The 26152-nt window shown below is 61.1% G+C and carries 25 protein-coding genes; 16 read left to right on the top strand and 9 right to left on the bottom strand.

Going from position 1 to position 26152, the window contains the following annotated elements; translation table 11 throughout:
- Nucleotides 1-67: 67 nt before the first annotated feature.
- Both nosP and nahK read left to right on the top strand, forming a co-directional pair.
- Complete coding sequence (gene nosP / locus ACYZUA_RS18590; protein WP_095128174.1) at nucleotides 68-1231, top strand: nitric oxide-sensing protein NosP; 1164 nt, start codon at nucleotides 68-70, stop codon at nucleotides 1229-1231.
- Nucleotides 1200-3794 carry a hybrid sensor histidine kinase/response regulator NahK/ErcS' gene (gene nahK, locus ACYZUA_RS18585; protein ID WP_461964043.1) on the top strand — a complete coding sequence of 865 codons (2595 nt, stop codon included), beginning with the start codon at nucleotides 1200-1202 and terminating at the stop codon, nucleotides 3792-3794. Before nosP ends, nahK begins: the two co-directional genes overlap by 32 nt.
- Nucleotides 3795-3907: 113 nt before the next feature.
- On the opposite strand, the gene ACYZUA_RS18580 is transcribed toward nahK, so the two are convergent.
- The 6 genes from ACYZUA_RS18580 to ACYZUA_RS18555 form a co-directional block, all read right to left on the bottom strand.
- Entirely contained in the window at nucleotides 3908-4570 is a 663-nt protein-coding gene (locus ACYZUA_RS18580) for a response regulator transcription factor (protein ID WP_008149733.1), read from the bottom strand.
- 56 nt (nucleotides 4571-4626) lie between these two features.
- Nucleotides 4627-5184 carry a PQQ-dependent catabolism-associated CXXCW motif protein gene (locus tag ACYZUA_RS18575; protein WP_461960049.1) on the bottom strand — a complete coding sequence of 186 codons (558 nt, stop codon included), beginning with the start codon at nucleotides 5182-5184 and terminating at the stop codon, nucleotides 4627-4629.
- 296 nt (nucleotides 5185-5480) lie between these two features.
- Nucleotides 5481-6272 carry an ABC transporter permease gene (locus ACYZUA_RS18570; protein WP_461960048.1) on the bottom strand — a complete coding sequence of 264 codons (792 nt, stop codon included), beginning with the start codon at nucleotides 6270-6272 and terminating at the stop codon, nucleotides 5481-5483.
- On the bottom strand, nucleotides 6269-7000 hold the full coding sequence (locus ACYZUA_RS18565; protein WP_461960047.1) for an ABC transporter ATP-binding protein: 732 nt from the start codon (nucleotides 6998-7000) through the stop codon (nucleotides 6269-6271). Before ACYZUA_RS18565 ends, ACYZUA_RS18570 begins: the two co-directional genes overlap by 4 nt.
- The gene (locus tag ACYZUA_RS18560) at nucleotides 6997-7971 is read right to left on the bottom strand and encodes a YVTN family beta-propeller repeat protein (RefSeq protein WP_461960046.1); all 975 of its coding nucleotides are present in this window, start codon (nucleotides 7969-7971) and stop codon (nucleotides 6997-6999) included. The genes ACYZUA_RS18565 and ACYZUA_RS18560 overlap by 4 nt, the downstream gene beginning before the upstream one ends.
- Before the next feature lie 39 nt (nucleotides 7972-8010).
- Nucleotides 8011-9195, bottom strand: a complete 1185-nt coding sequence (locus tag ACYZUA_RS18555; RefSeq protein WP_461960045.1) for an ABC transporter substrate-binding protein — start codon at nucleotides 9193-9195, stop codon at nucleotides 8011-8013.
- 158 nt (nucleotides 9196-9353) lie between these two features.
- On the opposite strand from ACYZUA_RS18555, the gene ACYZUA_RS18550 reads away from it, so the two are divergent.
- From ACYZUA_RS18550 to ACYZUA_RS18485, 14 genes are all read left to right on the top strand, one after another.
- The gene (locus tag ACYZUA_RS18550; protein ID WP_008149743.1) at nucleotides 9354-9476 is read left to right on the top strand and encodes a hypothetical protein; all 123 of its coding nucleotides are present in this window, start codon (nucleotides 9354-9356) and stop codon (nucleotides 9474-9476) included.
- Between the two features lie 149 nt (nucleotides 9477-9625).
- A complete protein-coding gene (gene pedF, locus ACYZUA_RS18545; protein ID WP_461960044.1) occupies nucleotides 9626-10087 on the top strand; it encodes a cytochrome c-550 PedF in 462 nt (153 codons plus the stop codon).
- Nucleotides 10088-10090: 3 nt separating this feature from the next.
- Complete coding sequence (locus ACYZUA_RS18540; protein ID WP_461960043.1) at nucleotides 10091-10966, top strand: substrate-binding periplasmic protein; 876 nt, start codon at nucleotides 10091-10093, stop codon at nucleotides 10964-10966.
- The gene (locus ACYZUA_RS18535; protein WP_461960042.1) at nucleotides 10966-11727 is read left to right on the top strand and encodes a quinoprotein dehydrogenase-associated SoxYZ-like carrier; all 762 of its coding nucleotides are present in this window, start codon (nucleotides 10966-10968) and stop codon (nucleotides 11725-11727) included. The genes ACYZUA_RS18540 and ACYZUA_RS18535 overlap by 1 nt, the downstream gene beginning before the upstream one ends.
- A 16-nt stretch (nucleotides 11728-11743) precedes the next feature.
- Nucleotides 11744-12682: a quinoprotein relay system zinc metallohydrolase 1 gene (locus ACYZUA_RS18530; RefSeq protein ID WP_461960041.1), complete on the top strand. Its 939-nt coding sequence runs from the start codon at nucleotides 11744-11746 to the stop codon at nucleotides 12680-12682.
- Nucleotides 12683-12951: 269 nt separating this feature from the next.
- On the top strand, nucleotides 12952-14730 hold the full coding sequence (locus ACYZUA_RS18525; RefSeq protein ID WP_461960040.1) for a PQQ-dependent methanol/ethanol family dehydrogenase: 1779 nt from the start codon (nucleotides 12952-12954) through the stop codon (nucleotides 14728-14730).
- Between the two features lie 345 nt (nucleotides 14731-15075).
- Nucleotides 15076-16596 (top strand): acetaldehyde dehydrogenase ExaC, encoded by a 1521-nt coding sequence (exaC, locus tag ACYZUA_RS18520; RefSeq protein ID WP_461960039.1) that lies wholly within the window; start codon nucleotides 15076-15078, stop codon nucleotides 16594-16596.
- A 226-nt stretch (nucleotides 16597-16822) separates the two neighbouring features.
- Nucleotides 16823-16894 (top strand): pyrroloquinoline quinone precursor peptide PqqA, encoded by a 72-nt coding sequence (gene pqqA / locus ACYZUA_RS18515; protein WP_003253598.1) that lies wholly within the window; start codon nucleotides 16823-16825, stop codon nucleotides 16892-16894.
- A 55-nt stretch (nucleotides 16895-16949) separates the two neighbouring features.
- Complete coding sequence (pqqB, locus tag ACYZUA_RS18510; protein WP_461960038.1) at nucleotides 16950-17864, top strand: pyrroloquinoline quinone biosynthesis protein PqqB; 915 nt, start codon at nucleotides 16950-16952, stop codon at nucleotides 17862-17864.
- Nucleotides 17865-17986: 122 nt separating this feature from the next.
- Entirely contained in the window at nucleotides 17987-18739 is a 753-nt protein-coding gene (gene pqqC, locus ACYZUA_RS18505) for a pyrroloquinoline-quinone synthase PqqC (RefSeq protein WP_461960037.1), read from the top strand.
- Nucleotides 18736-19008, top strand: coding sequence for a pyrroloquinoline quinone biosynthesis peptide chaperone PqqD (pqqD, locus tag ACYZUA_RS18500; protein ID WP_309674753.1), 273 nt, complete (start codon nucleotides 18736-18738; stop codon nucleotides 19006-19008). The genes pqqC and pqqD overlap by 4 nt, the downstream gene beginning before the upstream one ends.
- Entirely contained in the window at nucleotides 18986-20128 is a 1143-nt protein-coding gene (pqqE, locus tag ACYZUA_RS18495; protein WP_461960036.1) for a pyrroloquinoline quinone biosynthesis protein PqqE, read from the top strand. Before pqqD ends, pqqE begins: the two co-directional genes overlap by 23 nt.
- Before the next feature lie 235 nt (nucleotides 20129-20363).
- Nucleotides 20364-21527 (top strand): alcohol dehydrogenase-like regulatory protein ErcA, encoded by a 1164-nt coding sequence (ercA, locus tag ACYZUA_RS18490; protein ID WP_283184275.1) that lies wholly within the window; start codon nucleotides 20364-20366, stop codon nucleotides 21525-21527.
- On the top strand, nucleotides 21511-23238 hold the full coding sequence (locus ACYZUA_RS18485) for a hybrid sensor histidine kinase/response regulator (RefSeq protein ID WP_461960035.1): 1728 nt from the start codon (nucleotides 21511-21513) through the stop codon (nucleotides 23236-23238). The genes ercA and ACYZUA_RS18485 overlap by 17 nt, the downstream gene beginning before the upstream one ends.
- On the opposite strand, the gene ACYZUA_RS18480 is transcribed toward ACYZUA_RS18485, so the two are convergent.
- The 3 genes from ACYZUA_RS18480 to ACYZUA_RS18470 all read right to left on the bottom strand — a co-directional run bounded on the left by ACYZUA_RS18480 (nucleotide 23223) and on the right by ACYZUA_RS18470 (nucleotide 26040).
- Nucleotides 23223-24098, bottom strand: a complete 876-nt coding sequence (locus ACYZUA_RS18480; RefSeq protein ID WP_461960034.1) for an aldose 1-epimerase — start codon at nucleotides 24096-24098, stop codon at nucleotides 23223-23225. The two genes, ACYZUA_RS18485 and ACYZUA_RS18480, sit on opposite strands and share 16 nt — an antisense overlap.
- A gap of 176 nt (nucleotides 24099-24274) precedes the next feature.
- Nucleotides 24275-25162 carry an SMP-30/gluconolactonase/LRE family protein gene (locus tag ACYZUA_RS18475; protein WP_461960033.1) on the bottom strand — a complete coding sequence of 296 codons (888 nt, stop codon included), beginning with the start codon at nucleotides 25160-25162 and terminating at the stop codon, nucleotides 24275-24277.
- Between the two features lie 53 nt (nucleotides 25163-25215).
- On the bottom strand, nucleotides 25216-26040 hold the full coding sequence (locus ACYZUA_RS18470; protein WP_461960032.1) for an NAD-dependent epimerase/dehydratase family protein: 825 nt from the start codon (nucleotides 26038-26040) through the stop codon (nucleotides 25216-25218).
- Between the last annotated feature and the right edge of the window lie 112 nt (nucleotides 26041-26152).

Genomic DNA, 26152 nt, shown 5'->3' with positions numbered 1-26152 from the left:
GCATACGTAGCAGCTCACAGGCTTCGTACACTCGAACCTCATACATGCGCACCTGCGGGAGGCGACGATGCAGCAGGTCCAGAGTGAAGGTGTGGTCAGTGCAATGTCCCAGGCCACCGATGCCCAACAGGTGGCCCAGGAACTGGCGCGACAACTGTTGCACCCGCACTTGGGCTTCGTGCTGTTCTTCTGTTCCGCCGAGTACGACTTGCAGGCGCTGGGCCAGGCCTTGCAACAAAGCTTCGGCGGCATTCGCCTGGTGGGTTGCACCAGCGCCGGGGAAATCACGCCCCTTGGCTACGGCCGCAATTGCGTGACCGCGGTGGGCTTCGACCACCGGCATTTTTCCATCGACGCTGAACTGATCTCTGAGATGGAGCGTTTCAGCCTGATCGACGCTCAGCAAATGGTCGAACGACTGGTCAGCGGCTGTCGCAGCAATACCCTGGCGCCGATCAAGGGCAACAGCTTTGCCCTGACCTTGCTCGATGGGTTGTCCAGTCGTGAAGAAATGGTCCTTGCGGCCCTGAGCGCGGCGTTGGGCGACATCCCGCATTTCGGCGGTTCGGCCGGCGACGACAATTACCTGACCCACACCCACGTCTATTTTAATGGCGAGTTTCACAGCGGCGCGGCGGTGGTGGTGCTGGTCAACACCTGGCTGGACTTCGAGGTGTTCACCACTCACCACATCCTGCCGAGGGCGGAAAAGCTGGTGGTCACCGGCGCCGACAGCGCGTCGCGCCGGGTCTTTGAACTGAATGCCGAGCCGGCCGCCGAGGAATACGCCCGGCACATCGGCGTGCCGGTGGCCGAGCTCGATCATCGGATCTTCGCCGCGCACCCGTTGGCCGTGCGGATCAACGATCAGTATTACGTACGAGCAATTCAGCAGGTTCATCCGGACCTGAGCCTGAGTTTCTACTGCGCGGTGGAAAACGGCATCGTCCTCACCGTCATGACGCCCGGCCCGATGCTGCCGAATCTGCAAACCCTGTTCGAAGGCTTGCAGGAGCGCCTCGGCGATCTGTTGCTGACCATCGGCTGCGACTGCTTTCTCAGGCGTCTGGAACTCGAAGACGGCGGCAGTCTGGAGCAGATCGGAACGTTTTTGCGTGATCAACGGGTGATGGGTTTCAACACCTACGGAGAACAGTTCAATGGCATGCACATCAACCAGACCTTCACCGGGGTTGCCATTGCCCGAGGCCGGTCCCCTGGACACCGCTGAGCTTCAGGCACAGATCGCCAGCCTGCAGCGCGACAACCACAAACTGCAGCGCATCAATTGCGCGTTGATCGAGCGGATCGAGTCCGGCATTACTCGCGGCAACGACCCGTACGCGGCGTTCCAGCATTCGGTGGTGCTGGCCGAGCAGGTGCGTGAACGCACCGACGCGTTGAATCAGGCCATGGCTGAACTCAAGTCGGGCAATCACTTGCTCAGCGAGGCACGCCTGCGGGCGGAAACCGCGCATCAGCATTTGATCGATGCCATCGAGAGCATTTCCGACGCGTTCGTGCTGTTCGATGCGGACCAGCGGATCGTGCTGTTCAACAGCCGTTTCAAGGCGTTCTGGGGCAACAGCCGGGTGCGGATCAACGCCGGCATGCGCCTGGCCGAGGTCAAGCGACTGATGTCTGCCACCGGGCTGTTCACTGAAGAACCGCGTGGGCATGCCGACGAAAACCTGCTCTATCGCCTGCAGGACGGTCGTTGGCTGCAAGTCAGCGAACGACCCACCCAGGAAGGCGGGCGGGTGATCCTGTTCACCGACATTACCGACGTCAAACTCAGCGAAACCGTGCGCCGCGAGCAAGCGGTAGCGCAGAAATCGCATTTGTTGCAACGGGCGGTCGACAACCTGTCCCAAGGCGTGGCGATGGTCAACGCCGAGGGCATTCTGGAGTTGTGGAACCGGCGTTTCCTCGAACTCAGCGGCCTGGCCCCGGTGGCGGCTCATCGTCCGTTTGCCGAAGTGATCGGCGACAGCGAGTTGAATCTGCTGACCCCGGCCAGTCGGGATCTAAACGGGCGGCACGTGCAGGAATGCGAGCAGCGCCTATACGATGGCCGAGTGCTGGAAATCCGCACCCATCCGTTGCCCACCGGCGGTTTCGTCAACACCTTCACCGACATCACCGAGCGCTACCAACACGCCGAAGCGCTGAGCGAAAGCGAGCGCTGGATTCGTTTGATCACCGACCATGTGCCGGCGCTGATCGCCTACCTGAATGCCGATCTGGTCTACGAGTTCACCAACAAGGTGTATGAAGAATGGTACTGCTGGCCTCGGGGCGTGATGCTTGGGCAGAGCCTGCGCGAAGTCCACAGCGAACAGCATTACCAACGCCTGGAAGCCTACGTGGCCCGGGCCCTGGCCGGTGAGAGCGTGACGTTCGAGTTCGCCGAAACCAACATCAACAATCAGGAGCGCTACATGCTGCGCTCCTACGTACCCAATCGCCTGGCCACCGGGGAAGTGGTGGGGATTTTCGTGTTGATCCGCGACATCACCGAACGCCGCCGCACCGCTGAAGCGCTGCACCAGGCTTATCAGAATCTTGAGTTACGTGTGCGCGAACGCACGGCGGAACTGACCACGCTCAACGACCAATTACTGCGTGAAATCGATGAGCGTCGACGGGCAGAATCTCGCCTGCGTGAAGCCAAACTCGAAGCCGAACAGGCCAACCTGTCGAAGACCAAATTTCTCGCCGCCGTCAGTCACGACCTGCTGCAACCGCTGAACGCCGCGCGGCTGTTTACCAGTGCGTTACTCGAACGGCGGGAGCCGGTGGCCAATGCCATTCTGGTGCGTAATGTCAGCAACTCTCTGGAAGATGTGGAGAACCTGCTGGGTACGCTGGTTGATATCTCCAAACTGGATGCCGGGGTGATCAAGGCCGACATTGCGCCGTTTGCCCTGAGCGAATTGCTGGAAAACCTTGCGGCCGAGTACACCCAGGTGGCTCGCAGCGAAGGCCTGGAGCTGCATTTCATCCCTTGTTCGGCACTGGTGCGCAGCGACATTCAGTTGCTGGCGCGGATTCTTCGCAATCTGTTGAGCAACGCCATTCGCTACACCTACAGCGGTCGTGTGGTGCTCGGTTGCCGGCGTCATCACCAGCGCCTGTCGATCGAGGTCTGGGACAGCGGCATGGGCATTGCCGAAAACCGCCTCGAGGAGATTTTTCAGGAGTTCAAGCGCGGTGATGTGCAGCGTCCGGATCAGGATCGCGGGTTAGGTCTGGGTCTGGCAATTGTCGAAAAAATTGCCGGGATTCTCGGTCACCGCATTCATGTGCGTTCGTGGCCGGGCAAGGGCTCGATGTTCTCGGTCGAAGTGCCGCTCAGCGCCACGGCACCCAAGGCGCTGCCAAGTCTGCTGATGAGTGAACCGATGCTTGAACGCCTGCGTGGGGCACGGGTGTGGGTGCTGGACAACGACGCGGCCATTTGCGCCGGCATGCGCACCTTGCTCGAAGGGTGGGGGTGTCTGGTGGTCACGGCACTGTCGGAGCAGGACCTGGCGCGGCAAGTGGACAACTATCACGAAGAAGCCGATTTGCTGATCGCCGACTATCACCTGAACGACGATCAGAACGGCGTCGATGCCGTGGCCCGGATCAACGCCCGTCGCGGCTCGGCGATTCCGGCGATGATGATCACCGCCAACTACAGCAACGAGCTGAAGCAGCAGATCCGCGAACTGGGCCACACCCTGATGCACAAACCGGTGCGGCCGATGAAGCTCAAGACCGCGATGAGTCACTTGCTCGGCAGGCCTTGAGTCTTGCGGTGTTTGTGAGGGCCTCATCGCGAGCAGGCTCGCTCCCACAATTGACCGAGTTCACTCAGATCCAATGTGGGAGCGAGCCTGCTCGCGAATGGGGCGACTCGGTTTCAGCGCCGTAAATACGATCCGAAATCAATATCCCCGGCACTCAGGATCGCCTGCACCCGGTTGTGTACATTGAGCTTGCGCAGGATGGCCGAGACGTGGGCCTTGACCGTGGTTTCGGCGATTTCCAGGGTGTAGGCGATCTGTTTGTTCGACTCGCCCTTGGTCATGCGTTCGAGCACCAGCAACTGCTTGCGGGTCAAGGCCTGGAGCAGTTCCGGTGGGAAGCTCGGGGCATCGTTCATGCGCCTTGTGCCGCATTTTTGCGTGCGGATGATGTCCGGCGGCAAGTAGACATTGCCATTGAGTATTTGCTGGATCGCTTCGGTCATTTGCACCCGTGGCGAGGATTTGGTGATGAAACCCACCGCGCCGTAAGTGATGGCTTGCAGCACGACCTGTTTGTCCTGTTCGGCCGAGACGATCACCACCGGAATGGTCGGCGCCTCGTTGCGCAGGTTGATCAGGCCATTGAGGCCGTGCATGCCGGGCATGTTCAGGTCGAGCAGGATCAGGTCCAGGTCGTCGTGTTCCTGCGTCAGCACCAGGGCGCTGTCCAGGTCGGCGGTTTCCATCACTTCGCTGCCGGGGAAACCGTCGCTGATGACGTTATGAATGGCTTCGCGAAACAGCGGGTGATCGTCGGCAATCAGAATTTTGTACATAGCCTTTCACCTCATTATTTTGTTTAGGGTGTGGCAACAACTCGCACGCGTAAAGGTCAGGGGAAGGGCTCGGGCTGGGCCGGCGATACGGGCAAGTTGGCTGCCTGCCAGGCGTCCAGGCCGTCGCGATACCAATACAGCGTCTTATAGCCCATGGCGGCGGCGCGCTTCACGGCGTTCCAGCTCAGCCAGCAATCGGAGCGGCAGTAGAAGACCAGCGGTTGCGCGAGATCACCTGCGGTCAATGTGTTCAGCTTACGCGCAAAATAGTCCTGCCAGTCGGGCGTCAGGTCACCGTCGCCGGTATTGGCCAACCAATGGCTGCCGGGCAGGTTTTCGTGGGGCTGATCCTCGATGAAACGTCCTTGCAACCACTGACGGCGGTAGACGTCGATCAGCACCGGACGCGGCGTCTGGGTCAGCAGGGTTTGCAGGGCCGCGGTATCGATGATGTCGGCGCCTTGTACTTGATTCGGGGTCGGGCTGCGGTACAGACCGATGCGATAGCCGTCAGCGGAAAACAGCGGTGTTTCGGCCTGCGCGACGCCCAGCAACAGGCTCAGCGATAGCGCGGCGAGAGAAGGGCGCAGCAGACGACGTCGGGCACGCGGCATGGGTTCAGTCCTTATAGTTACGAACCTATTACATGCCAGTCTCGGTGCGATTGGAATGCGACGATAGACAGGAAAACCAGTACTAAAGTAGTAATTTTCAACCAATTGAACAGAGATCCCCTGTGGGAGCGAGCCTGTGTGGCGAGGGGATTTATCCCCGTTGGGTCGCGAAGCGGCCCTGAACCTGTGATTACGGTGTTTCAGAAAAACCGTATTCACCGGGTTTGCGACTGCTTCGCAGCCGAACGGGGATAAATCCCCTCGCCACAGTTAGCTCCCACAGGGGAACTGTGTTGCTAGTTGGTTTTGCGCAGGGCGGCGTGTTGCGGGTTGAAGGTGAACACGGCGAGCAGCGCGAATATCAGCGTCAGCCCCACGCAGACCGCCAGCGCCAACGGATTGAAGCGTTCATACAAGGCAAACCGCACCAGTTCCACCGCATGGGTGAATGGGTTCAATGCGCACAACCAGTACAGCCACTCGCTGGACTCGCGCATCTTCCACAGCGGATACAGCGCCGACGACAGGAAAAACAGCGGGAAGATCACGAAATTCATCACCCCGGCAAAGTTCTCCAGCTGACGGATCGCGTTCGACAGCAACAGGCCCAACGCGCTGAGCATCAACGCCACCAGCAGCAACGCCGGCAAGGCGATCAACAGTCCCATGGCCGGTGGTTGCACGCCGTACACCCAGGCAATCGTCAGAAAGGCATAGACCTGCAAGAGCGAGATCAGCGAGGTGGCCAACAGTCTGCTGCACAGCAGGAAAGTCCGGGGCAGGGGACTGGTCAGCAGCACGCGCATGCTGCCCATTTCCCGGTCATAGACCATCGACAGCGAACCTTGCATGCCGTTGAACAGCAAGATCATGCAGGCAAGGCCAGGGATGATGTACACCTCATACGGAATGTAGGTGTCGTAGGGCTCGATGATCGCGATCCCGAGTGCCGCGCGAAAACCGGCGGCGAACACCAGCAGCCACAGCAATGGCCGAACCAACGCGCTGAGAAACCGCGTGCGTTGCAACACAAAACGCAGCCATTCGCGCAGCACGATGCCGCTGAAACATTGCCAGTAGGCATTCATTGGGCGGCTCCTGAAATCGTCAGTCGAGTGAAGGCCGAACCCAGGTCGCCGCCGTGTTCCAGGCTCAGGGTGTCGGCTTGTCCGCTGGCGACCAACCGGCCCTGATGCAGAATCAACAAGTCGTCGCTCGGCTGTACTTCATCGAGTAAGTGAGTGGTCCAGAGCACGCTGATGCCTTGCTCGAGGCACAGGCTGCGGATGTGTTGATTGAGCGCCAGCCGACTGGCCGGGTCGAGACCGACGCTGGCCTCGTCGAGCAGCAGCAGGCGCGGTTCGTGCAGCAGCGCACGGGCGATTTCCACCCGGCGACGGTGGCCGCCATTGAGTTCGCGCACCCGTTCGCGACGGCGTTCGGTCAAGGCTTGACGAGCCAGTTCGGCGTCGACCCGCAGGCCGGTCTGACGCCGGGACATCCCATGCAGCGCGGCGTGATAACGCAGGTTTTGCTCGACGCTGAGGTCCAGGTCCAGCGTACTTTGCTGAAACACCACACCCAATTGCTTGAGCGCCGGACGCGCCGCGTTGCGCAACGAACATCCACCGACGCGGATGTCACCGCGCTGCACATCGTAGAGTCGAGTGAGCAAGGCAATCAGCGTCGATTTACCGGCGCCGTTCGGCCCCAGCAGCGCCGCGAAACGGCCGGGCGCCAGGCTGAAACCCACCTGACGCAACGCCTCTTTCGCACCATAAGCGAAACTCAGCTCGCTGACTTCCAGTGCGTTCATGGCGTCACCACCACGCCCCACGGGTAGCGCCCGACCTTGATCGATCGGGTGACCTTGAGGTTATCGACATCGATCACCGACACATCGCCGCTAACGCCGTTGGTGGCCAGCAATTGCTTTTGATCCGGGGTAAATGACATCTGCCAGACCCGTCGCCCGACCAGCAGGTAATCAAGGATCTCGAAGGTCTTGGCGTCGATCACCGCCACATGATTGGCCGGGCCGAGGGCGACGAAACCGTACTTGCCGTCGGCGCTGAGTTTGATCCCCACCGGCTGGACTTTGTCCGGGTGCACGCCCTTGATCTGGAAGGTCAGGGTCTTGAGGGTCTTGCGGGTGGCGACGTCAAGTATCGTCACTGTGCCGCCGATTTCCGCCGAGGCCCAGAGCTTCGAGCCATCCGGTGTGAACTCGACGAAGCGCGGTCGCTGATCCACCAGCGTGCTGTCGGCCAGGGTCTGGGTGCTGGTGTCGATCCAGTGCAGCATGTTGGTGGTTTCGCTGGTGTTCACCGCCCACTTGCCGTCAGGGCTGACGGCCATGCCTTCGGGTTCGACGCCGACGCTGATCTGACTCAGTACCTTGGAAGTTTCGGTGTCGATCACTGTCACCAGCGCATCGTCTTCGTTGGAAACGTACAGCCAGCGATTACTCGGGTGCAGGGCGAACTGCTCAGGATCCTTGCCCGAGGGCAATTCCTTGATGATCTTGCGCGTGGCAACGTCCATTACCTGGACCCGGTCCGAGTCACTGGCGCAGATGTACAGCAGCTTATTGTCGTGGGACAGCAGCAGACCGCGCGGGCGCTGGCCGACGGGCAGGGTGTCGGTGACTTGCAGGGTCTGCAGGTCGATCAGGCTGAGGCTGTTGTCCTTTTCGTTGGAGACCCAGGCGGTGCTGGCCGTGGCCTGCCCGGCGGCGAGCAGCAGGGCCCATGAAAGCAGGGAGCGGCAGAGCAGGGTGCGGCGCATGGCGGAATCCTTTTTTTGTGATTTTTATGGAAAGTTGGATCAGGGAAAGCGGCAGCTGACCTCGGGCTTGTCGTAGCCGAGGCTGTCCATTTCGTTGACGGGGTGCAGGAAGCCGTCTTGCGGCGACGTGCTGACCAGCGCCCGGGGCTGCACGATGGGAATGGGTTGGCGCAACTGGCCGTTCCACGGCCGATAACTGAGCTTGCGACCCTTGAAACCGTCCAGCGGCAATTGATCGCTGATTTCAAGCGTACGGATCGCCATCGGATCGACCTGACGCAGTTTGCTCACCGCACTGGCGATGCTGCGCACGGCGATCCAGGCTGCGAAATCGCGGTCATTCATCCAGCGCCCGGTCAGGGCTTCGAAGCGTTTCTGCAACTGCGCAGCGCCGTAGGTTTCCACTGTTTTGTGCCAACCCACCGGGGTCAGGCCCTGAGTGCCGGCGACCGGCCGTGGGTACCAGGTCTGGTAGGGCACGTATTCGCCGAAATCACCGCGTTCATCCGCCACCAGCACCACGTCGTACTCGGCTGTCTGGGTGAACAGCGGCATGTCGGCTTGGGCGCTGCGACGCTGATCGTTGTCGAAACTCCAGGCTTTTTCCGCGACCAGTTTCAGGCCGAAGCGTTTGGCGGCGCGGCGCAGAGCGGCGGCATAGGCTTGATCGTCCGGGGTCGGGCCGACGATCAGCAGCGCCCGTTGCCATTTACGCACTACCAGAAATTGCGCCAGCGCATCGGCGAGCATCGCCCGGCTCGGCAGGCTGTGCAGCACGTTCGGCAGGCAGTCGGTGGTGCGCAGGCTGTCGTCGGGGCTGCCGGCGTTGAATAGCAAACTGTCAGGAAGCACCGCACTGAGCCGGCGCAGGCTGGCGGCCGGTGCGTTGACGACAAACAGGCGCAGACCTTGTTCATGTTGAGCCTTGGCCGCTTCGACCAGGGCATCGGGATTGTCGACGTTGACGCTGACCAGGCTGTAGCTCTGGTTGAGGAAACGTCCGGTGCTGTTGCTGTCGGTGATCGCCAGTTCGGCGCCACGCAACCCGGCATCGACCGGCTCGGGAATGACGTTCGACAGCACCGGGCCCGGATCAGGGCGATAGCCCAGGTATCCGATCTGCACCTGCAACGGCGCGTCGGCAGCCTGGCTCTGGGTCGCCAACCCGGCGGCGCAGGCAATCGCCAACAGGTAGATCAGGGCGTAAGGGGCAAGCTGGCGCATAAGGCACTCCATTACAGGTAGCGTCAGCATAGGAACGCTGTGAGGCAGAAGAAAATATGCAGAAAGTACCGGTGAGCCAGTACCAAGGTAGTAACTCGTCCGGGGCGGCGCGGTTTTAGCATGGATAACAACGGCCATCACTTTGGAGGCGATCGATCATGCGTATTCTCAAAGCGCTGCTTCTGCCGTTGCTGCTGATCCTGACCCTGATCGGTGTCGACAAACTCCACGGCCCGCGTCCCGCGCCGTTGCTGGTCTTGCCCATGACGCCGGGGCGCTAGGCGTGTCGGCCCTGTGACGCCACAAGCCCTACTACCAAGGAACTAGACGGCGACCACCAAAGCAGCATGGGGCTTGCGCGAAGCCCTTTCTAAGATGGGTGCCATAGCCTCTTCAAAGAGGTTTTGCGTGCAATCAAGAGGGCATAACAATGACAACAAAACGCACCGCCTTGCTCGTTGCCGGACTGCTGGCCGGCGTTATCAGTGCAGGTTCGGTCTGGGCTCACGGCAACGTGGTCCCCCAGGCTGTCGCCACCCCGGGTCTGACCCCGATCAAGGACGCTGGCGTACCGGTCGATGCCGATGGTTGGGCCGCAGTGAACCCTTATCGCGCCACTCCGGAACACGATAAGGCCGTGGAAATCGGCTCTTCGGCCTACAACCAGAACTGTGCGGCCTGTCATGGCCTGGAAGCCAAGTCTGGCGGCATCGCCCCCGATTTGCGCATGCTGGATGTCGGCGAGGCGGGTGATGAATGGTTCGTCGAACGCGTGCGCCACGGCGCCGTGCGTGACGGCCGGGTCTACATGCCGAAGATGGCCGACTACCTGAGCCAGGAAGCCTTGTGGGCGGTACGCACTTACCTGGACACCGTTCGCGTCGAGGAGTAACCCATGCGCCTGCTTGCTGTGTTGATCAGCGCTGTGTTGCTGTGCTGCCAGGCCGTGCAGGCGCAGGTTCGTACCTATGACGAAATGATCGCCGCCGGGGAGCTGAAAGTGGCCGTCTACAAGGACTTCGCCCCCTACAGTTTTGAAGACGCCGGCCAGGCCCTTGGCGTTGATGTCGAACTCGCCGAAGCGTTGGCCAAGGCTCTCGGCGTGCGGCTCACTTTGATTTGGGCACCTGCCGGCGAGAAGCTCGACGATGACCTGCGCGATTACATCTGGCGCGCCAGTCAGTTGCACGATCTGCAATTGGCCGACCTGATGATGCGCGTGCCGTACGACCGTGATTACGCGCAAAAACGCAATGAACTGGGTGAGCTGGAAAACGGTCATGTGGTGATGTTCGGGCCGTACCAGAACGAACAATGGCAGGTCGCCTATGACCGTCGTCGGCTGGACAAGGTCAGTAGCGTCGCGGTGTTCGAGCACCATCCGATCGGCGTCGAAGTCGACAGCGTGCCGTCGTTCTACCTGACCTCGGTGTTCAACGGCATGCTCGCCGGCAAAACCCACCATTATCCCGGCGTGCCCCAGGCTTTCGCGGCCATGAAGGCCGGTGAAGTCGACGCGGTCATGGCTATGCGCGGCGAGATCGACTGGCAAGTGCATGAAGCGGCGGACCCGCAAGTGGCGCTGGCGGAGAACGCCTACCCGAACATGGGCAAGCAGCTGTGGGAGATCGGCATGGCGGTGCATGAAAGCAACCGTCAACTGGCCTATGCCGTGGAGGAGGCGCTGGAAGCCTTGATCCGCGAGGGCGCTGTCAAAAAGATTTATGGCCATTACGGCCTGCGCTATGACGTGCCCGAGATGTATCAATAGTGAACTGGCGAGCGAGTTGTCTGTTGGCCTGTTGGTTACCCATCGCCGCGCACGCGGTGGACATCGATCCGGGCAAAGACCCTGTGCCGTCGGTGATGTGGGCCTTCTATCACAAGCAAATGCTCGGCGATGCGCCATTCGTGTTCGACGACCGGGTCAAGGTGCTGGCGCCGCCGTTCGCCGAAGACGCCCGGCAAGTACCGCTGGAAATCGACGCGCGAGCGTTCAAGGGCGAGGTGGTGAAAATTCTCGCCTGGGCCGAACTCAACCCTTTGCCGAAAATTGTCGATTTCCAGCCGTTGGACCGCGTGCTGCCGTGGCTGTCGATCCGCATCCGTATCGAACAGGCGACACCGTTGCGCGCGGCAGTGCTGACCCGTGATGGGCTGTGGCATGTCGGCTCGACGCTGATCGATGCGGCGGGCGGGGGTTGCACGGCACCGAGTGTGGTGCGCACTCAGCCGGGCTGGGAAGAGCACATCGGCGAAGTGCTGGGCGGTCGTTATCCCCGGGGTGAATTCAGTCGCGTGCGCTTGCAGGTGGCGCACCCGATGGACAACGGCATGGTCAGCGGCATCCCGGAATTTTTCATCAACCATGCCGAACTGCGGGATCAGAACGATCAACTGTTGGCCCGTCTTGAGCTGTTTCCCGCCGTCAGTGAAAACCCCAACCTGGCCTTTGATATCGAAGGGGCAGGGCAGACGCGTCTGATGCTGCGCGACAACAGCGGCAATCAATTCGATGCGGCCATACCTTGACCCAAAGGAGCGCGTGATGCGCTGGATGCTGCTGTTGTTCATCGGTTTGAGCCTGCCGGCCCTGGCCGAACTCGACTACTCACTCAAGCCCCGGCAGATCGCCGAAGACACCTGGCTGCTGGAAGGCAGCACCGACAATTTCGCCAAGGCCAATGGCGGCAACATCGTCAACACCGCGTTCATCGTCACCGAGCAGGGTGTGGTGGTGATCGACACCGGGCCGTCGAAACGCTACGGCGAAGCGCTGCGCAAAGCCATTGCCGCAACCACTGACAAACCGGTGATCGAGGTGCTGCTGACCCATCATCATCCTGATCATGTGCTCGGCAACCAGGCCTTCAGTGATGTGCCGATCAGCGCGTTGGCCGGCACCACCGAGCTGTTGCAGCAGCAGGGCGACGCCATGGCCGAGAATATGTATCGCCTGGTGGGCGACTGGATGCGCGGCACCGAGGTGGTGTTGCCGACCCGGACGCTGACGCCCGGTGTGCGAAGTTTTGGGAATCACGATCTGCGTCTGCTGGGCCTGGGTGGGCACACGGGCGCGGATCTGGCTATTCTCGACCAGAAAACCGGCGTGCTGTTTGCCGGGGACCTGGTGTTTTACCAACGGGCGCTGACCACGCCCAACAGCCCGGGGTTGGCTGTGTGGCTGGCGGACATCGCCACCCTTCAAGGCCTGCCGTGGACGCTGATCGTCCCCGGCCATGGACCGGTGGCCAGCGATCAGCAGCCGTTCGAGCAAATGCGTGACTACCTCAGCTGGCTCGACCAGTTGATGTGCGATGGCGCCGCCAATGGCAGCGACATGGCTGAGATGATCCGCAGCCCTATCCCCGAGCGTTTCGCCGGGATCAGCCTGAGTCGTTACGAACTGATCCGCAGCATCAGCCATTTGTATCCGCGTTACGAGCGCGCACAAATGACCCGAGTCGATTCCGCCGCGAACAAATGACCAACACAAATCCAATGTGGGAGTGAGCCTGCTCGCGATGGCGGTGTATCAGCCGACATCAATGCTGAATGTAAGGGCCTCATCGTCGGAACGCCGCCCGGAGCCGGCTCGCTCCCACAGGGGACTTGTGTTGATCTCCTCCGACCCGGTACTAAGGAACTAGCAATCTCAGCACTGCGGGCAATTGTTCCAAGGGCGGCGGCGCCCAAGAATCTGCACCAGACCGGGAAAATTTCCCGGGTATAACAAAAACTGCAGAGGTAGCCGTCATGACCCAACCCGCACGTCGCCAACCCTTCGTCTTGAGCGTGCTGCTCAGTGCCATGCTGTTGTCTGGCACCGCGCTGGCCGGCGTCACCGATCAAGACATCCTCCAGGACCCCAAGAACCCGGAGCAGATCGTCACCAACGGTCTGGGCGTCCAGGGTCAACGCTACAGCCCGCTGGACACGCTCAACGTCAACAACGTGAAGGACTTGCGGCCGGTCTGGGCGTTCTCCTTCGGCGGTGAAAAACAACGCGGTCAGCAAGCACAGCCGATGATCAAGGACGGCGTGATGTACATGACCGGTTCCTACTCGCGGGTGTTTGCGGTGGATGCGCGCACCGGCAAGAAGCTCTGGCAATACGATGCGCGCCTGCCCGATGACATCCGCCCTTGCTGCGACGTGATCAACCGGGGGGTCGCGCTGTACGGCGACCTGGTGATTTTCGGCACCCTCGACGCCAAGCTTGTGGCCCTGAACAAAGACACCGGCAAAGTCGTCTGGAGCAAGAAAGTCGCCGACCACAAGGAAGGCTATTCCATCAGTGCCGCGCCGTTGGTGATCAACGGCAAACTGATCACCGGTGTCGCCGGCGGCGAGTTCGGGGTGGTTGGCAAGATCGAAGCCTACGACCCGAAAAACGGTAGCTTGCTGTGGACCCGTCCCACCGTCGAAGGCCACATGGGCTACACCTACAAGGACGGCAAAGCGGTAGAGAACGGCATCTCCGGCGGCGAAGCCGGCAAGACCTGGCCCGGCGATCTCTGGAAAACCGGCGGCGCCGCCCCTTGGCTGGGCGGTTACTACGACCCGGAAACCAATCTGCTGCTGTTCGGCACCGGCAACCCGGCGCCGTGGAACTCGCACCTGCGTCCTGGCGACAACCTCTACTCGTCGTCGCGCCTGGCGCTCAACCCGGACGACGGCACCATCAAATGGCACTTCCAGAGCACGCCTCACGATGGCTGGGACTATGACGGCGTAAACGAGCTGGTCTCGTTCAACTACACCGAAGGCGGCAAAGAGATCAAAGCCGCCGCGACCGCTGACCGTAACGGTTTCTTCTACGTGCTGGATCGCACCAACGGCAAATTCATTCGCGGCTTCCCGTTCGTGGACAAAATCACCTGGGCAACCGGCCTGGATAAAGAGGGCCGGCCGATCTACAACGAAGCCAGCCGCCCAGGCGCGCCAGGCACCGAAGCCAAAGGCAGTTCGGTATTCGTAGCTCCGGCATTCCTCGGCGCGAAAAACTGGATGCCGATGGCCTACAACAAGGACACCGGGCTGTTCTACGTGCCGTCCAACGAATGGGGCATGGACATCTGGAACGAAGGCATCGCCTACAAGAAAGGTGCGGCGTTCCTCGGTGCCGGTTTCACCATCAAGCCATTGAATGAAGACTACATCGGCGTGCTACGCGCCATCGACCCGAAAACTGGCAAGGAAGTCTGGCGCCACAAGAACTTCGCGCCGCTGTGGGGCGGAGTGCTGACCACCAAGGGCAATCTGGTGTTCACCGGCACGCCGGAAGGTTTCCTGCAGGCGTTCAATGCCAAGACTGGCGAGAAAGTCTGGGAATTCCAGACCGGCTCCGGCGTACTCGGCTCGCCTGTGACCTGGGAAATGGACGGCGAACAGTACGTTTCGGTCCTCTCCGGTTGGGGCGGCGCCGTACCGCTGTGGGGCGGCGAAGTGGCCAAGCGCATCAAGGATTTCAACCAGGGCGGCATGCTCTGGACCTTCAAGCTGCCGAAAGACCTTGTAGTGGCCAAGCACTGATCGAATACCTGCACCAAACCTGTAGGAGCAAAGCTTGCTCGCGATGAACTCACCGCGTTTTGACTGAATCACCGCGGCGCGCCAATCGCGGGCAAGCCTTGCTCCTACAGGTGTTGCGGAATGCCTGGATAACTGTGGTGCTCCAATCGCGGGCAAGCCTTGCTCCTACAGGTGTTGCGGAATGCCCGGATAACTGTGGTGCTCCAATCGCGAGCAAGCTCAGCTCCTACTACCAAATAACGAGAGTCCTCCTGCCAACGGCGCATTCGTCTGACGCGCAGGGCTCTCTACTATCGGTTCATCGCCTGTTTGCCCGACAGGCATCGACCCAGACAGAGGCCCACCATGATCTACGCACAACCCGGCACACCTGGCGCCGTCGTTACGTTTAAACCGCGCTACGGCAATTTCATCGGAGGCGAGTTCGTCGCGCCGGTCAATGGTGAGTACTTCACCAATTCTTCGCCGGTCACTGGTGAAGTGATCGCCGAATTCCCTCGCTCCAGAGCCGCCGACATCGAAAAAGCCCTCGATGCAGCGCATGCTGCCGCCGATGCCTGGGGCAAGACCTCAGCGCAGGACCGCTCCCTGGTGCTGCTGAAAATCGCCGACCGCATCGAACAGAATCTGGAAATCCTCGCCGTCACCGAAACCTGGGACAACGGCAAAGCCGTGCGCGAAACCCTGAACGCCGACGTGCCGCTGGCCGCCGACCATTTCCGTTACTTCGCCGGTTGCATCCGCGCTCAAGAGGGCGGTGCCGCCGAGATCAACGAGCTGACCACGGCCTATCACTTCCACGAGCCCTTGGGCGTGGTCGGACAAATCATTCCGTGGAATTTCCCGCTGCTGATGGCTGCCTGGAAACTCGCTCCGGCCCTGGCCGCCGGCAACTGCGTGGTGCTTAAACCTGCCGAGCAGACGCCGCTGTCGATCATGGTCTTCGCTGAGTTGATCGCCGACTTGCTGCCACCCGGTGTGCTGAACATCGTCCAGGGTTTCGGTCGCGAGGCGGGTGAGGCGCTGGCCACCAGCAAGCGCATCGCCAAGATCGCCTTCACCGGTTCCACGCCGATTGGCGCGCACATCATGAAATGCGCGGCCGAGAACATCATTCCGAGCACTGTCGAACTGGGCGGCAAGTCGCCGAACATTTTCTTCGAAGACATCATGCAAGCCGAACCACAGTTCATCGAGAAGGCCGCCGAAGGTCTGGTGCTGGCGTTCTTCAACCAGGGCGAAGTCTGCACCTGTCCATCGCGAGCGCTGGTGCAGGAGTCGATCTACGACGACTTCATGAAAGTGGTGATGAAGAAGATCGTCAAGATCAAGCGCGGCAACCCGCTGGACACCGAAACCATGGTCGGCGCCCAGGCGTCCGAGCAGCAATACGACAAGATCCTCTCGTACCTGAAAATTGCTCAGGAAGAGGGCGCCGAGCTGCTCACCGGCGGCGCGGCCGAGCGTCTTGACGGTGACTTGTCGACGGGTTACTACATCCAGCCGACCCTGCTCAAGGGTCACAACAAAATGCGTGTGTTCCAGGAAGAAATCTTCGGCCCGGTGGTGGGCATCACCACCTTCAAGGACGAAGCCGAAGCCCTGGCCATCGCCAACGACAGCGAGTTCGGCCTCGGCGCCGGTCTGTGGACCCGCGACATCAACCGTGCCTACCGCATGGGCCGGGCGATCAAGGCCGGGCGTGTCTGGACCAACTGCTACCACCTCTACCCGGCCCACGCCGCGTTCGGTGGCTACAAGAAATCCGGTGTCGGCCGTGAAAACCACAAGATGATGCTCGACCATTATCAGCAGACCAAAAACCTGCTGGTGAGCTACGACATCAATCCGATGGGGTTCTTCTGATTCGACACACAACCGTGTGATGGCCATCGCGGGCAAGCCTTGCTCCTACAGGATCGCGCAATACCTGTAGGAGCAAGGCTTGCCCGCGAATGGCCGTCTCTGACACTCCGCAACACCCCCTACCATTGCACGCCGCCACCTCGTTCGAAAGTAGCATTCGGGTGCCTGGCCCCCCGTGCATTAATGGCTTCACCGGAATCGTCCGGCACAAGAAGAGGATTAACCCATGTGGACTAAACCCGCGTTTACCGATCTGCGCATTGGCTTCGAAGTGACGATGTATTTCGCCAACCGCTGATTGTTCACCCGGCCAGCTGTTGCGTTGGCCGGGCTTGCCTTCTGGAGCATTGCCCATGCACATTCGCGTTCTCGGATCCGCCGCTGGCGGTGGTTTTCCGCAATGGAATTGCAACTGCCGCCAGTGCGCCGCGATGCGCAATGGCAGCCTGCGGGCCCAACGGCGCACCCAGTCCTCGATTGCCCTGAGCGACAACGGTGTGGATTGGGTGCTGTGCAATGCTTCACCGGACATTCGCGCGCAACTCGAGAGTTTCGCGCCGCTGCAACCGGCGCGCCGGGTGCGTGACACGGCGATTGCCGGCGTCGTCCTGCTGGACAGCCAGATCGACCACTGCACCGGCCTGTTGAGTCTGCGCGAAGGCTGCCCGCATTCGGTCTGGTGCACCGAACGGGTCCATGAAGACCTGAGCAGCGGCTTCCCGTTGTTCACCATGCTCAAGCACTGGAACGGCGGGTTGCAGTGGCAACCGGTCGGGCTCGACCGCGAGCCGTTCAGCATCACCGCTTGCGCACACTTGCGATTTCGCGCGATCCCGTTGGTCAGCAACGCACCGCCGTACTCGCCCAATCGCGGCAATCCGCAGCCGGGCGACACCATCGGCTTGTTTATTGAAGACCGGCGCAGCGGTGCTTCGCTGTTCTATGCCCCGGGCCTGGGACAAGTCGACGATGAGGTGCTGAGCTGGATGCAACGCGCCGATTGCCTGTTGCTGGACGGCACCTTGTGGCGCGACGACGAGATGCGAGTCTGCGAAGTCGGCCAGAATCTGGGCAGTGAAATGGGTCACCTGTCGCAGAGCGGCCCAGGCGGCATGCTCGACATCCTTGAAGGCTTCACCCGCCAGCGCAAGGTGCTGATCCACATCAACAACACCAATCCGATCCTCGATGAAGACTCGGCTGAGCGGGCGTTGCTGGAGCGGCGGGGGATCGAAGTGGCCTATGACGGCATGAACATCGAGTTGTAGCGGATGGCCTCATCGCGAGCAAGCTCAGCTCCTACAGGACCGAGGCCAGACACAAAACTGTGGGAGCGAGCCTGCTCGCGATGAGGCCTGACCAGACACCGCAGATTCCCCGGAGAACCGCAATGACTGACACCCCCATGTCCCCCACCGAATTCGAAGCGGCCCTGCGCGCCAAAGGCGCCTATTACCACATCCACCATCCATTCCACCAAGCCATGTACGCCGGCCGATCAACCCGCGGCCAGATTCAAGGCTGGGTCGCCAATCGCTTCTACTACCAGGTGAACATCCCCCTGAAGGACGCCGCGATTCTCGCCAACTGCCCGGACCGCGACGTACGCCGTGAGTGGTTGCAACGAATTCTCGATCACGACGGTGCACCCGGCAGCGAAGGCGGGATCGAAGCCTGGCTGCGGCTGGGTGAAGCGGTAGGGCTGGATCGTGAGCAAATCCTCTCACAGGAATTGGTGCTGCCCGGTGTCCGTTTCGCCGTCGATGCCTACGTCAATTTCGCCCGTCGCGCCTGTTGGCAGGAAGCCGCCAGCAGTTCGCTGACCGAGCTGTTTGCGCCACAGATCCACCAATCCCGGCTCGATGCCTGGCCGGCCCATTACCCGTGGATCGACGTCGGCGGATATGACTATTTCCGTACGCGCCTGAGTCAGGCGCGACGGGATGTCGAGCATGGTTTGCGCATCACCCTGGCGCACTACGTCACGGTCGAAGGCCAGCAACGCATGCTGGAAATCCTGCAGTTCAAGCTCGACGTGCTGTGGAGCATGCTCGACGCCATGAGCATGGCCTACGAGCTTGAGCGCCCGCCGTATCACAGCGTCACCACGGAGAAGGTCTGGCACCGGGGGATTGCCCTGTGAGCCTGATCAACCGCGAGCAATCACCGTCGCTGCGGCAGGGATTTCGCCTGCAATGGGAGCCTCGTCAGGACTGTCATGTGCTGCTGTACCCCGAAGGCATGATCAAACTCAACACCAGTGCCGGGCAGATCCTCGATCTGGTGGACGGCCGGCGCAGTGTCGCGGCGATCATTGATCGACTGTCCGAGAGTTTCCCCGGCGTACCGGGGATCGATGAAGATGTGCTGGCGTTTCTGGAGGTGGCCCATGCTCAATTCTGGATCGAGTGACTGGCGTCCGGGCCCGCCGCTGTGGCTATTGGCGGAGCTGACCTACCGTTGCCCGCTGCAATGCCCGTATTGCTCCAACCCGCTGGACTTTGCCCAATCAGGCGAAGAGTTGAGCACCGAAGAATGGATCCGGGTGTTCCGCGAGGCCCGGGAGATGGGCGCCGCGCAACTGGGTTTTTCCGGCGGCGAGCCGTTGGTGCGTCAGGATCTGGCCGAACTGATCAAGGCCGCCCGGGACATGGGTTACTACACCAACCTGATCACCTCGGGCATCGGCCTGACCGAACAGAAAGTGCGCGATTTCAAGGTCGCGGGGCTGGACCATATCCAGATCAGCTTCCAGGCCGCCGACGAGGCGGTGAACAACATGCTCGCCGGCTCGCGCAAAGCCTTCGCGCAGAAACTGGCGATGGCCCGGGCGGTGAAAGCCCAGGGCTACCCAATGGTGCTGAACTTCGTCACCCATCGGCACAACATCGACCAGATCGCGCAGATCATCGACTTGTGCCTGGAGCTGGAAGCGGATTTCGTCGAGTTGGCGACGTGCCAGTTCTACGGTTGGGCCGAGCTCAACCGCGTCGGCCTGTTGCCCACGCGCGAACAACTGCAGCGTGCCGAACGCATCACTAACGAATATCGCGAGCGTCTTGAAGCGCAGGGCCACCCGTGCAAGCTGATCTTCGTCACCCCGGATTACTACGAAGAACGCCCCAAGACCTGCATGAACGGCTGGGCCAATCTGTTTCTCGACATCACCCCCGACGGCACGGCGTTGCCTTGCCACAGCGCGCGACAGTTGCCGGTGCAGTTTCCCAACGTGCGCGAGCACAGCATCGAGCACATCTGGACTGATTCTTTCGGTTTCAATCGCTTTCGTGGCGATGACTGGATGAAGGAACCGTGCCGCTCCTGCGATGAAAAGCACAAGGATCTGGGCGGCTGCCGCTGCCAGGCATTCATGCTGACCGGCGACGCCGCCAACGCGGACCCGGTGTGCAGCAAGTCACCCCACCACGGTGTGATTCTCAAGGCCCGCGAGGAAGCCGAGGCACCAGGGCTGGGCATGGAACACCTGACGTTGCGTAACGAGAAGGCTTCGCGACTGATCTATCGCGGATGAATCAAGCGACACAAATCCCCTGTGGGAGCGAGCCTGCTCGCGATGGCTATCTTCCAGTCACCATTGATGTTGCCTGACATTCCGTCATCGCGAGCAGGCTCGCTCCCACAGGGGATTTCCGGTGAATTCAAGATTTGAGTACACCCCAGCCTGCTACCCATTGGTCTGATTGCATTCACAGCCGGATGCTTTAGTGTGAACGTTACCTTTCAAAACAATAAAAACAGGCTTTCCAATGAGCCAGAGTCTTAGTCAACTGCGTAAATTCGTTTCGCCTGAAATCATCTTTGGTGCTGGCTGCCGGCACAACGTCGGCAATTGCGCCAAAACCTTTGGCGCCCGCAAGGTGCTGCTGGTCAGCGACCCTGGTGTGATTGCCGCTGGTTGGGTCGCCGATGTCGAGGCCAGCCTGCAAGCCCAGGGCATCGAGTATTTCCTGTACAGCGCGGTCTCGCCCAACCCGCGGGTCGAGGAAGTGATGCTCGGCGCCGATCTGTACCGGGAAAATCATTGCGATGTGATCGTGGCCGTCGGTGGCGGCAGCCCGATGGATTGCGGCAAAGGCATCGGCATTGTCGTCGCCCATGGGCGCAGCATCCTCGAATTCGAAGGCGTGGACACCATCCGTGTCCCCAGCCCGCCGCTGATCCTGATTCCGACCACCGCCGGGACCTCGGCCGATGTCTCGCAATTCGTGATCATCTCCAACCAGCAAGAACGCATGAAGTTCTCCATCGTCAGTAAGGCGGTGGTCCCGGACGTGTCGTTGATCGACCCGGAAACCACCCTGAGCATGGACCCGTTCCTGTCGGCCTGTACCGGCATCGATGCGTTGGTGCATGCCATCGAAGCGTTTGTGTCCACCGGTCACGGGCCGTTGACCGATCCCCATGCGCTGGAGGCGATGCGCCTGATCAACGGCAACCTGGTGCAGATGATCGCCAACCCCAACGACATCGCCCTGCGCGAGAAAATCATGCTCGGCAGCATGCAGGCCGGGCTGGCGTTCTCCAACGCGATTCTTGGCGCGGTGCATGCCATGTCCCACAGTCTGGGTGGCTTTCTCGACTTGCCTCATGGGCTGTGCAACGCGGTGCTGGTGGAACACGTGGTGGCGTTCAACTACAGCTCCGCACCGGAGCGCTTCAAGGTGATCGCCGAAACCTTTGGCATCGATTGCCGTGGCTTGAATCACCGGCAGATTTGCGGGCGTCTGGTCGAACATCTGATTGCGTTGAAACACGCCATCGGCTTCCACGAAACCCTGGGACTGCACGGGGTCAGCACTGCGGACATTCCGTTCCTGTCGCAACACGCCATGCACGACCCGTGCATCCTGACCAACCCGCGCGAGTCCAGTCAGCGTGATGTCGAGGTCGTCTATGGCGAAGCCCTCTGACGAACAGCAACGGGCGCTGGCGGGGTTACTGGGATTAGGCAGCCACTCGGCGCGCAAAAGTCATTACCCGGAACTGGCCGCGCGCCTCGATGAGCTGGAAACCGAGCGCAATCGCTACAAATGGCTGTTCGAAAACGCGGTCCACGGGATCTTTCAGGCCAGCCTCCTGGAAGGCATGCGCGCCGCCAACCCGGCCCTGGCGCGGATGCTCGGCTACGACAATCCCCAGGAAGTGCTGTTTTCCCTGGCGGATCTGGCGAGCAACCTGTTTGTCGGTGGTGCACAGGAACTGGAAAATATCGGCGAAATCCTCAGGCACCAGGGCAGCCTGCATGGCTATGAAACCCAATTGCGGCGCAAGGATGGCAGCAGCCTCGACGTGCTGATGAACCTGCTGCTCAAGCCCGATCAGGAAGGGTTGGTGGAGGGTTTTGTCGCCGACATCACGGAGCGCAAACTCGCCCAGCAACGCCTGCAGCAACTCAACGACGAACTGGAGCAGCGTGTTACCGCGCGCACCGACGAGTTGCTGGAAGCCAACCGCAACCTGCAACAGCAGATCACCCAGCGTAAACAGATCGCCCACGCCTTGCGCGATGCCCGGGACGCCGCCGAGGCCGCCAACCGCAGCAAGGACAAATACCTCGCCGCCGCCAGTCATGACCTGCTGCAACCGCTGAATGCCGCGCGTTTGCTGATCTCGACACTGCGCGAACGCAAGCTGCCCGACGTCGAACAGGTGCTGGTTGAGCGTACGCACCAGGCGCTGGAAGGGGCGGAAGATTTGCTCACCGATTTGCTGGATATTTCCCGGCTCGATCAGGCGGCGGTCAAACCGGACATTGCGCTGTACCGCCTCGATGAATTGCTCGCGCCGCTGGTGTCGGAGTTCCAGTCAGTGGCGCAGGCTGAAGGGTTGAACCTGCGGGTGCACATGGGCGATTACGCCATCAGCACCGACTTGCGCCTGATGACGCGGATCCTGCGCAACTTCCTCAGCAACGCCTGCCGCTACACCGACGAAGGCAGCATCCTGCTGGGTGCCAGACGCCGGGGTGAAATGCTGCGCCTGGAAGTCTGGGACACCGGGCGCGGGATCGCGGCGGACCGACTGGATTCGATCTTCCTCGAGTTCAACCAACTGGACGTCGGCCGCGCCGCCGACCGCAAGGGTGTGGGCCTGGGGCTGGCCATCGTTGAACGGATCGCCAAGATCCTCGGCTATAAAGTCGGGGTTCATTCGCTGCCGGGGCGCGGTTCGATGTTCAGTATCGAGGTGCCGATTTCCCATGAAATTCCGCTGCCGATCAGCCTGGCGGCGCCACAACCCGGCACCGGCAATCCATTGCCGGGCCGGCGTTTGCTGGTGCTGGACAACGAGGTGAGCATCCTCGAAAGCATGAGCGCGCTGCTCGGGCAGTGGGGCTGCGAAGTGGTGACGGCTACCGATGAATTTTCCGCACTGGCCGCCTTGCAGGGGCGACCGCCGGAACTGATTCTGGCGGACTACCACCTCGATCACGGGGTGGTGGGTTGTGATGTGGTCAGGCATTTGCGCGAGTATTACCACCAGGTGATTCCTGCGGTCATCATCACCGCAGACCGCACGGATCAATGTCGGCGCTCATTGCAGCGACTCGACGCACCGCTGCTGAACAAACCGGTGAAACCCGGCAAGTTGCGTGCAGTGCTGAGTCAGTTGCTGGGGTAGCGATAGTGCAGGCTGAAACCGAGCTCGGCTGACTCGCCTTGCGCCAGCAATCGCAACCCCGGACGACCGGGCAGGTGATGCGCGTTGACCGGGTGGCTCACCGGTTCGATACAGAAAAAATCCAGTCCCACCGGGCAGTAGAGCAGGAAGTAATCGCCGCCGGTGGCGTGGCATTCCAGCTCATAGCCCAGCGCTGGCTGGCGAATCAGGCAGTGACCGTCCCATTCGCAGAAGCCGTTGTCGACCAATGTCTCGGGCAGCGCCTTGAGCGACTGGAAATCCCATTCGGCTGGTAATGCGCTGAGGTGTGTCGGCAGCTTTGTCACGTCACACAACCAGACGTGCCGGGCTTGCGCCTGCAACTGGGTGCCCGTGGTACGCGGAAAATAGGGATGCAAACCGAGCCCATGCCAGGCAGGGCGTTCGGCCAGATGGGTGACCTTAAGCTCAATGCTCAGTTTGCCGTCGCTCAGATGGAATCGTTGCCGGGCGCGGTAAGCGAAGGGTGTGGTGCTGTCGAGTTGCAGGACGACTTCATCGCGCGTCTGCGAAACCACCTGCCACGGCTGTTGCCAGGCGCTGCCGTGAATCGGCAGGGGATCGGTGAGGCTGTTGGGTGTCAGCGCCAGCCAGCCCTCGGGGCATTCAAAGCCGCCTTCGGAAATTCGGTTCGACCACGGCGCCAAGGGAAAGCAGCCGAGCTTGCCGGGCAGACCGGTGTTCAGCGCGTGGGCGTCACTGTGGCGCAACAGCGGCAGACCGGTGCCGCGCACGCTCCAGTTGACGATGCTGCCACCGAGTTGCGGGGCGAGGGTGAGATGGGTGAATTCGTCTTCAAGGTTAAGCAACGTTGGCGTCATTTCAATTGAACTCTAATGTGAGAGCACCGCTGAGCCCTGTAGCAGCTGGCGAAGCCTGCGTTCGGCTGCGAAGCAGTCGTCAATCCGATGTATGCGATTTTCCTGATATACCGCGCCGTATGGTTTTACGACTGCTTCGCAGCCGAACGCAGCCTTCGGCAGCTGCTACACGGGGTTCATCCTTGGAACTGTGGCTCCGGCAAACCTTTCACCCCGGGATTGAGGGCAAACACACCGCCGGCCAGTGACTGTTCGTCATGGTCGTCGCCGGGGCGGATCGAGGTCACGAACAGTGTGTCCAGGCGACTGCCGCCGAAGGCGCACATGCTCGGTTTTTTTACCGGTACGGCGAGGGAACGGTCCAGTCGGCCATCGGGCGTGAAACGGTGAATCAGCCCGGCGTCATTGGCACAAATCCAGTAACCGCCTTCGGCATCGACCGCTGCGCCATCGGGACGACCAGGGAATTGATGCATGTCGACAAACAGCCGGCGGTTGGACGGCGTGCCGCTGTCGATGTCGTAATCAAAAGCCCAGATTTGCTGGACCAGAGGATGAGAGTCAGACAGGTACATCGTTCGCCCGTCCGGGCTGAAACCCAGGCCGTTGGGCACGATAAACCCGCTGAGTTGCGCCTCGAGTGGCCCGCGTTGCCCGGCGCTGTAGCGATAAAGCGTGCCGTCGGCAGCGTTGGCGCCCATGTTCAGCACCATGCTGCCGGCCCAGAAGCGCCCCTGACGATCGCAGCGACCATCGTTCAGGCGCATATCTGTGCGGGCGTGTTCGACCGGTGCCAGGAGATTGCTGTCGAGGCTGCCGTCATTGTGCGGGTGCAGATGAAAGAACCCGCTTTCCATCCCGGCAACCCAGCCGCCGTCGCTGTGACGTGCAATGCAGGCGAGCATCTGCGGCGCTTTCCAGGCATGGACATGGCCGGTTTCGGCGCTCCAGCGCTGAAGTCCACCGGCCGGAATATCAACCCAATACAGGGCGTTTTCCTCGGGAATCCAGACCGGGCATTCACCGACTGCGTTACGGGCATCGACAACCAATTCGGCATGCATGACAGCTCATCCCCTCGGGTTTTTGTTGTTGGGATCAAGTGATGTGCGCGGGTTCAGTCGCCGAACGGGCCGGACGCGACAAACGCACCACCCTGGTAGACCCGTGCCGGGTCATCAGCGGCCGGCATCGGTTGCGCTTCGACCTTTTCGCGGAACACTTCGGAGCTGTCCTGAGGTTCATAACCCAGGCAGGTGGCGAAACGGTTGTCCCACCAGACGTTCTTGTTGTCGGACATGCCGTAGACCACGGTGTGGCCGACATTGGGGGCGTACAGCGCGCATTCGAGCAATTGAGTCAGGTCGCCGAAGCTCAACCAGGTGCTCATCATTCGGCGGTTCAGCGGCTCCGCGAATGAAGAGCCGATGCGCACGCTGACGGTCTCGATGCCGTAGCGATCGAAGTAGAAACTGGCCATGTCTTCGCCGTAGGACTTGGACAAGCCGTAGTAGCTGTCCGGGCGGCGAGGGGAGTGGGCGTCGATGACTTCATCCTGCTTATAGAAGCCGATCACGTGGTTGGAACTGGCGAAAATCACCCGCTTCACGCCATGGCGGCGAGCGGCTTCATAGATGTGGAACACGCCGCAGATGTTGGCGCCGAGGATCTCTTCGAACGAGTGCTCCGTCGATACGCCGCCAAAATGCAGGATCGCGTCCACGCCTTCAACCAGCTGATGGACTGCTTGCTTGTCTGCCAGGTCGCAGGGCACGACTTCTTCACGGTCATCGATGGCCGGGGCAATGTCGGCGATGTCCGACAGGCGAATCACATTGGCGTAAGGCCGCAGGCGTTCGCGCAGGACTTTGCCGAGGCCACCGGCGGCACCGGTCAGGAGGAGACGATTGAAAGGAGCGCGGGCTTGAGTAGTGATGGTCATGGAAGTCCCAGCAGTCATTGTTATTGAGTTTGTTGTAGGTTGTCGTACGACTAGGTCGATGTCAACGACACACCAATTGAAATTGACGAAGGGTCTGGTCGCCCCGCATTCG

This window comes from Pseudomonas sp. LS2P72 (assembly GCF_054897865.1).
The sequence above is the reverse complement of the archived record's forward strand: the minus strand, read 5'-3'. Positions and strand labels throughout refer to the sequence as shown.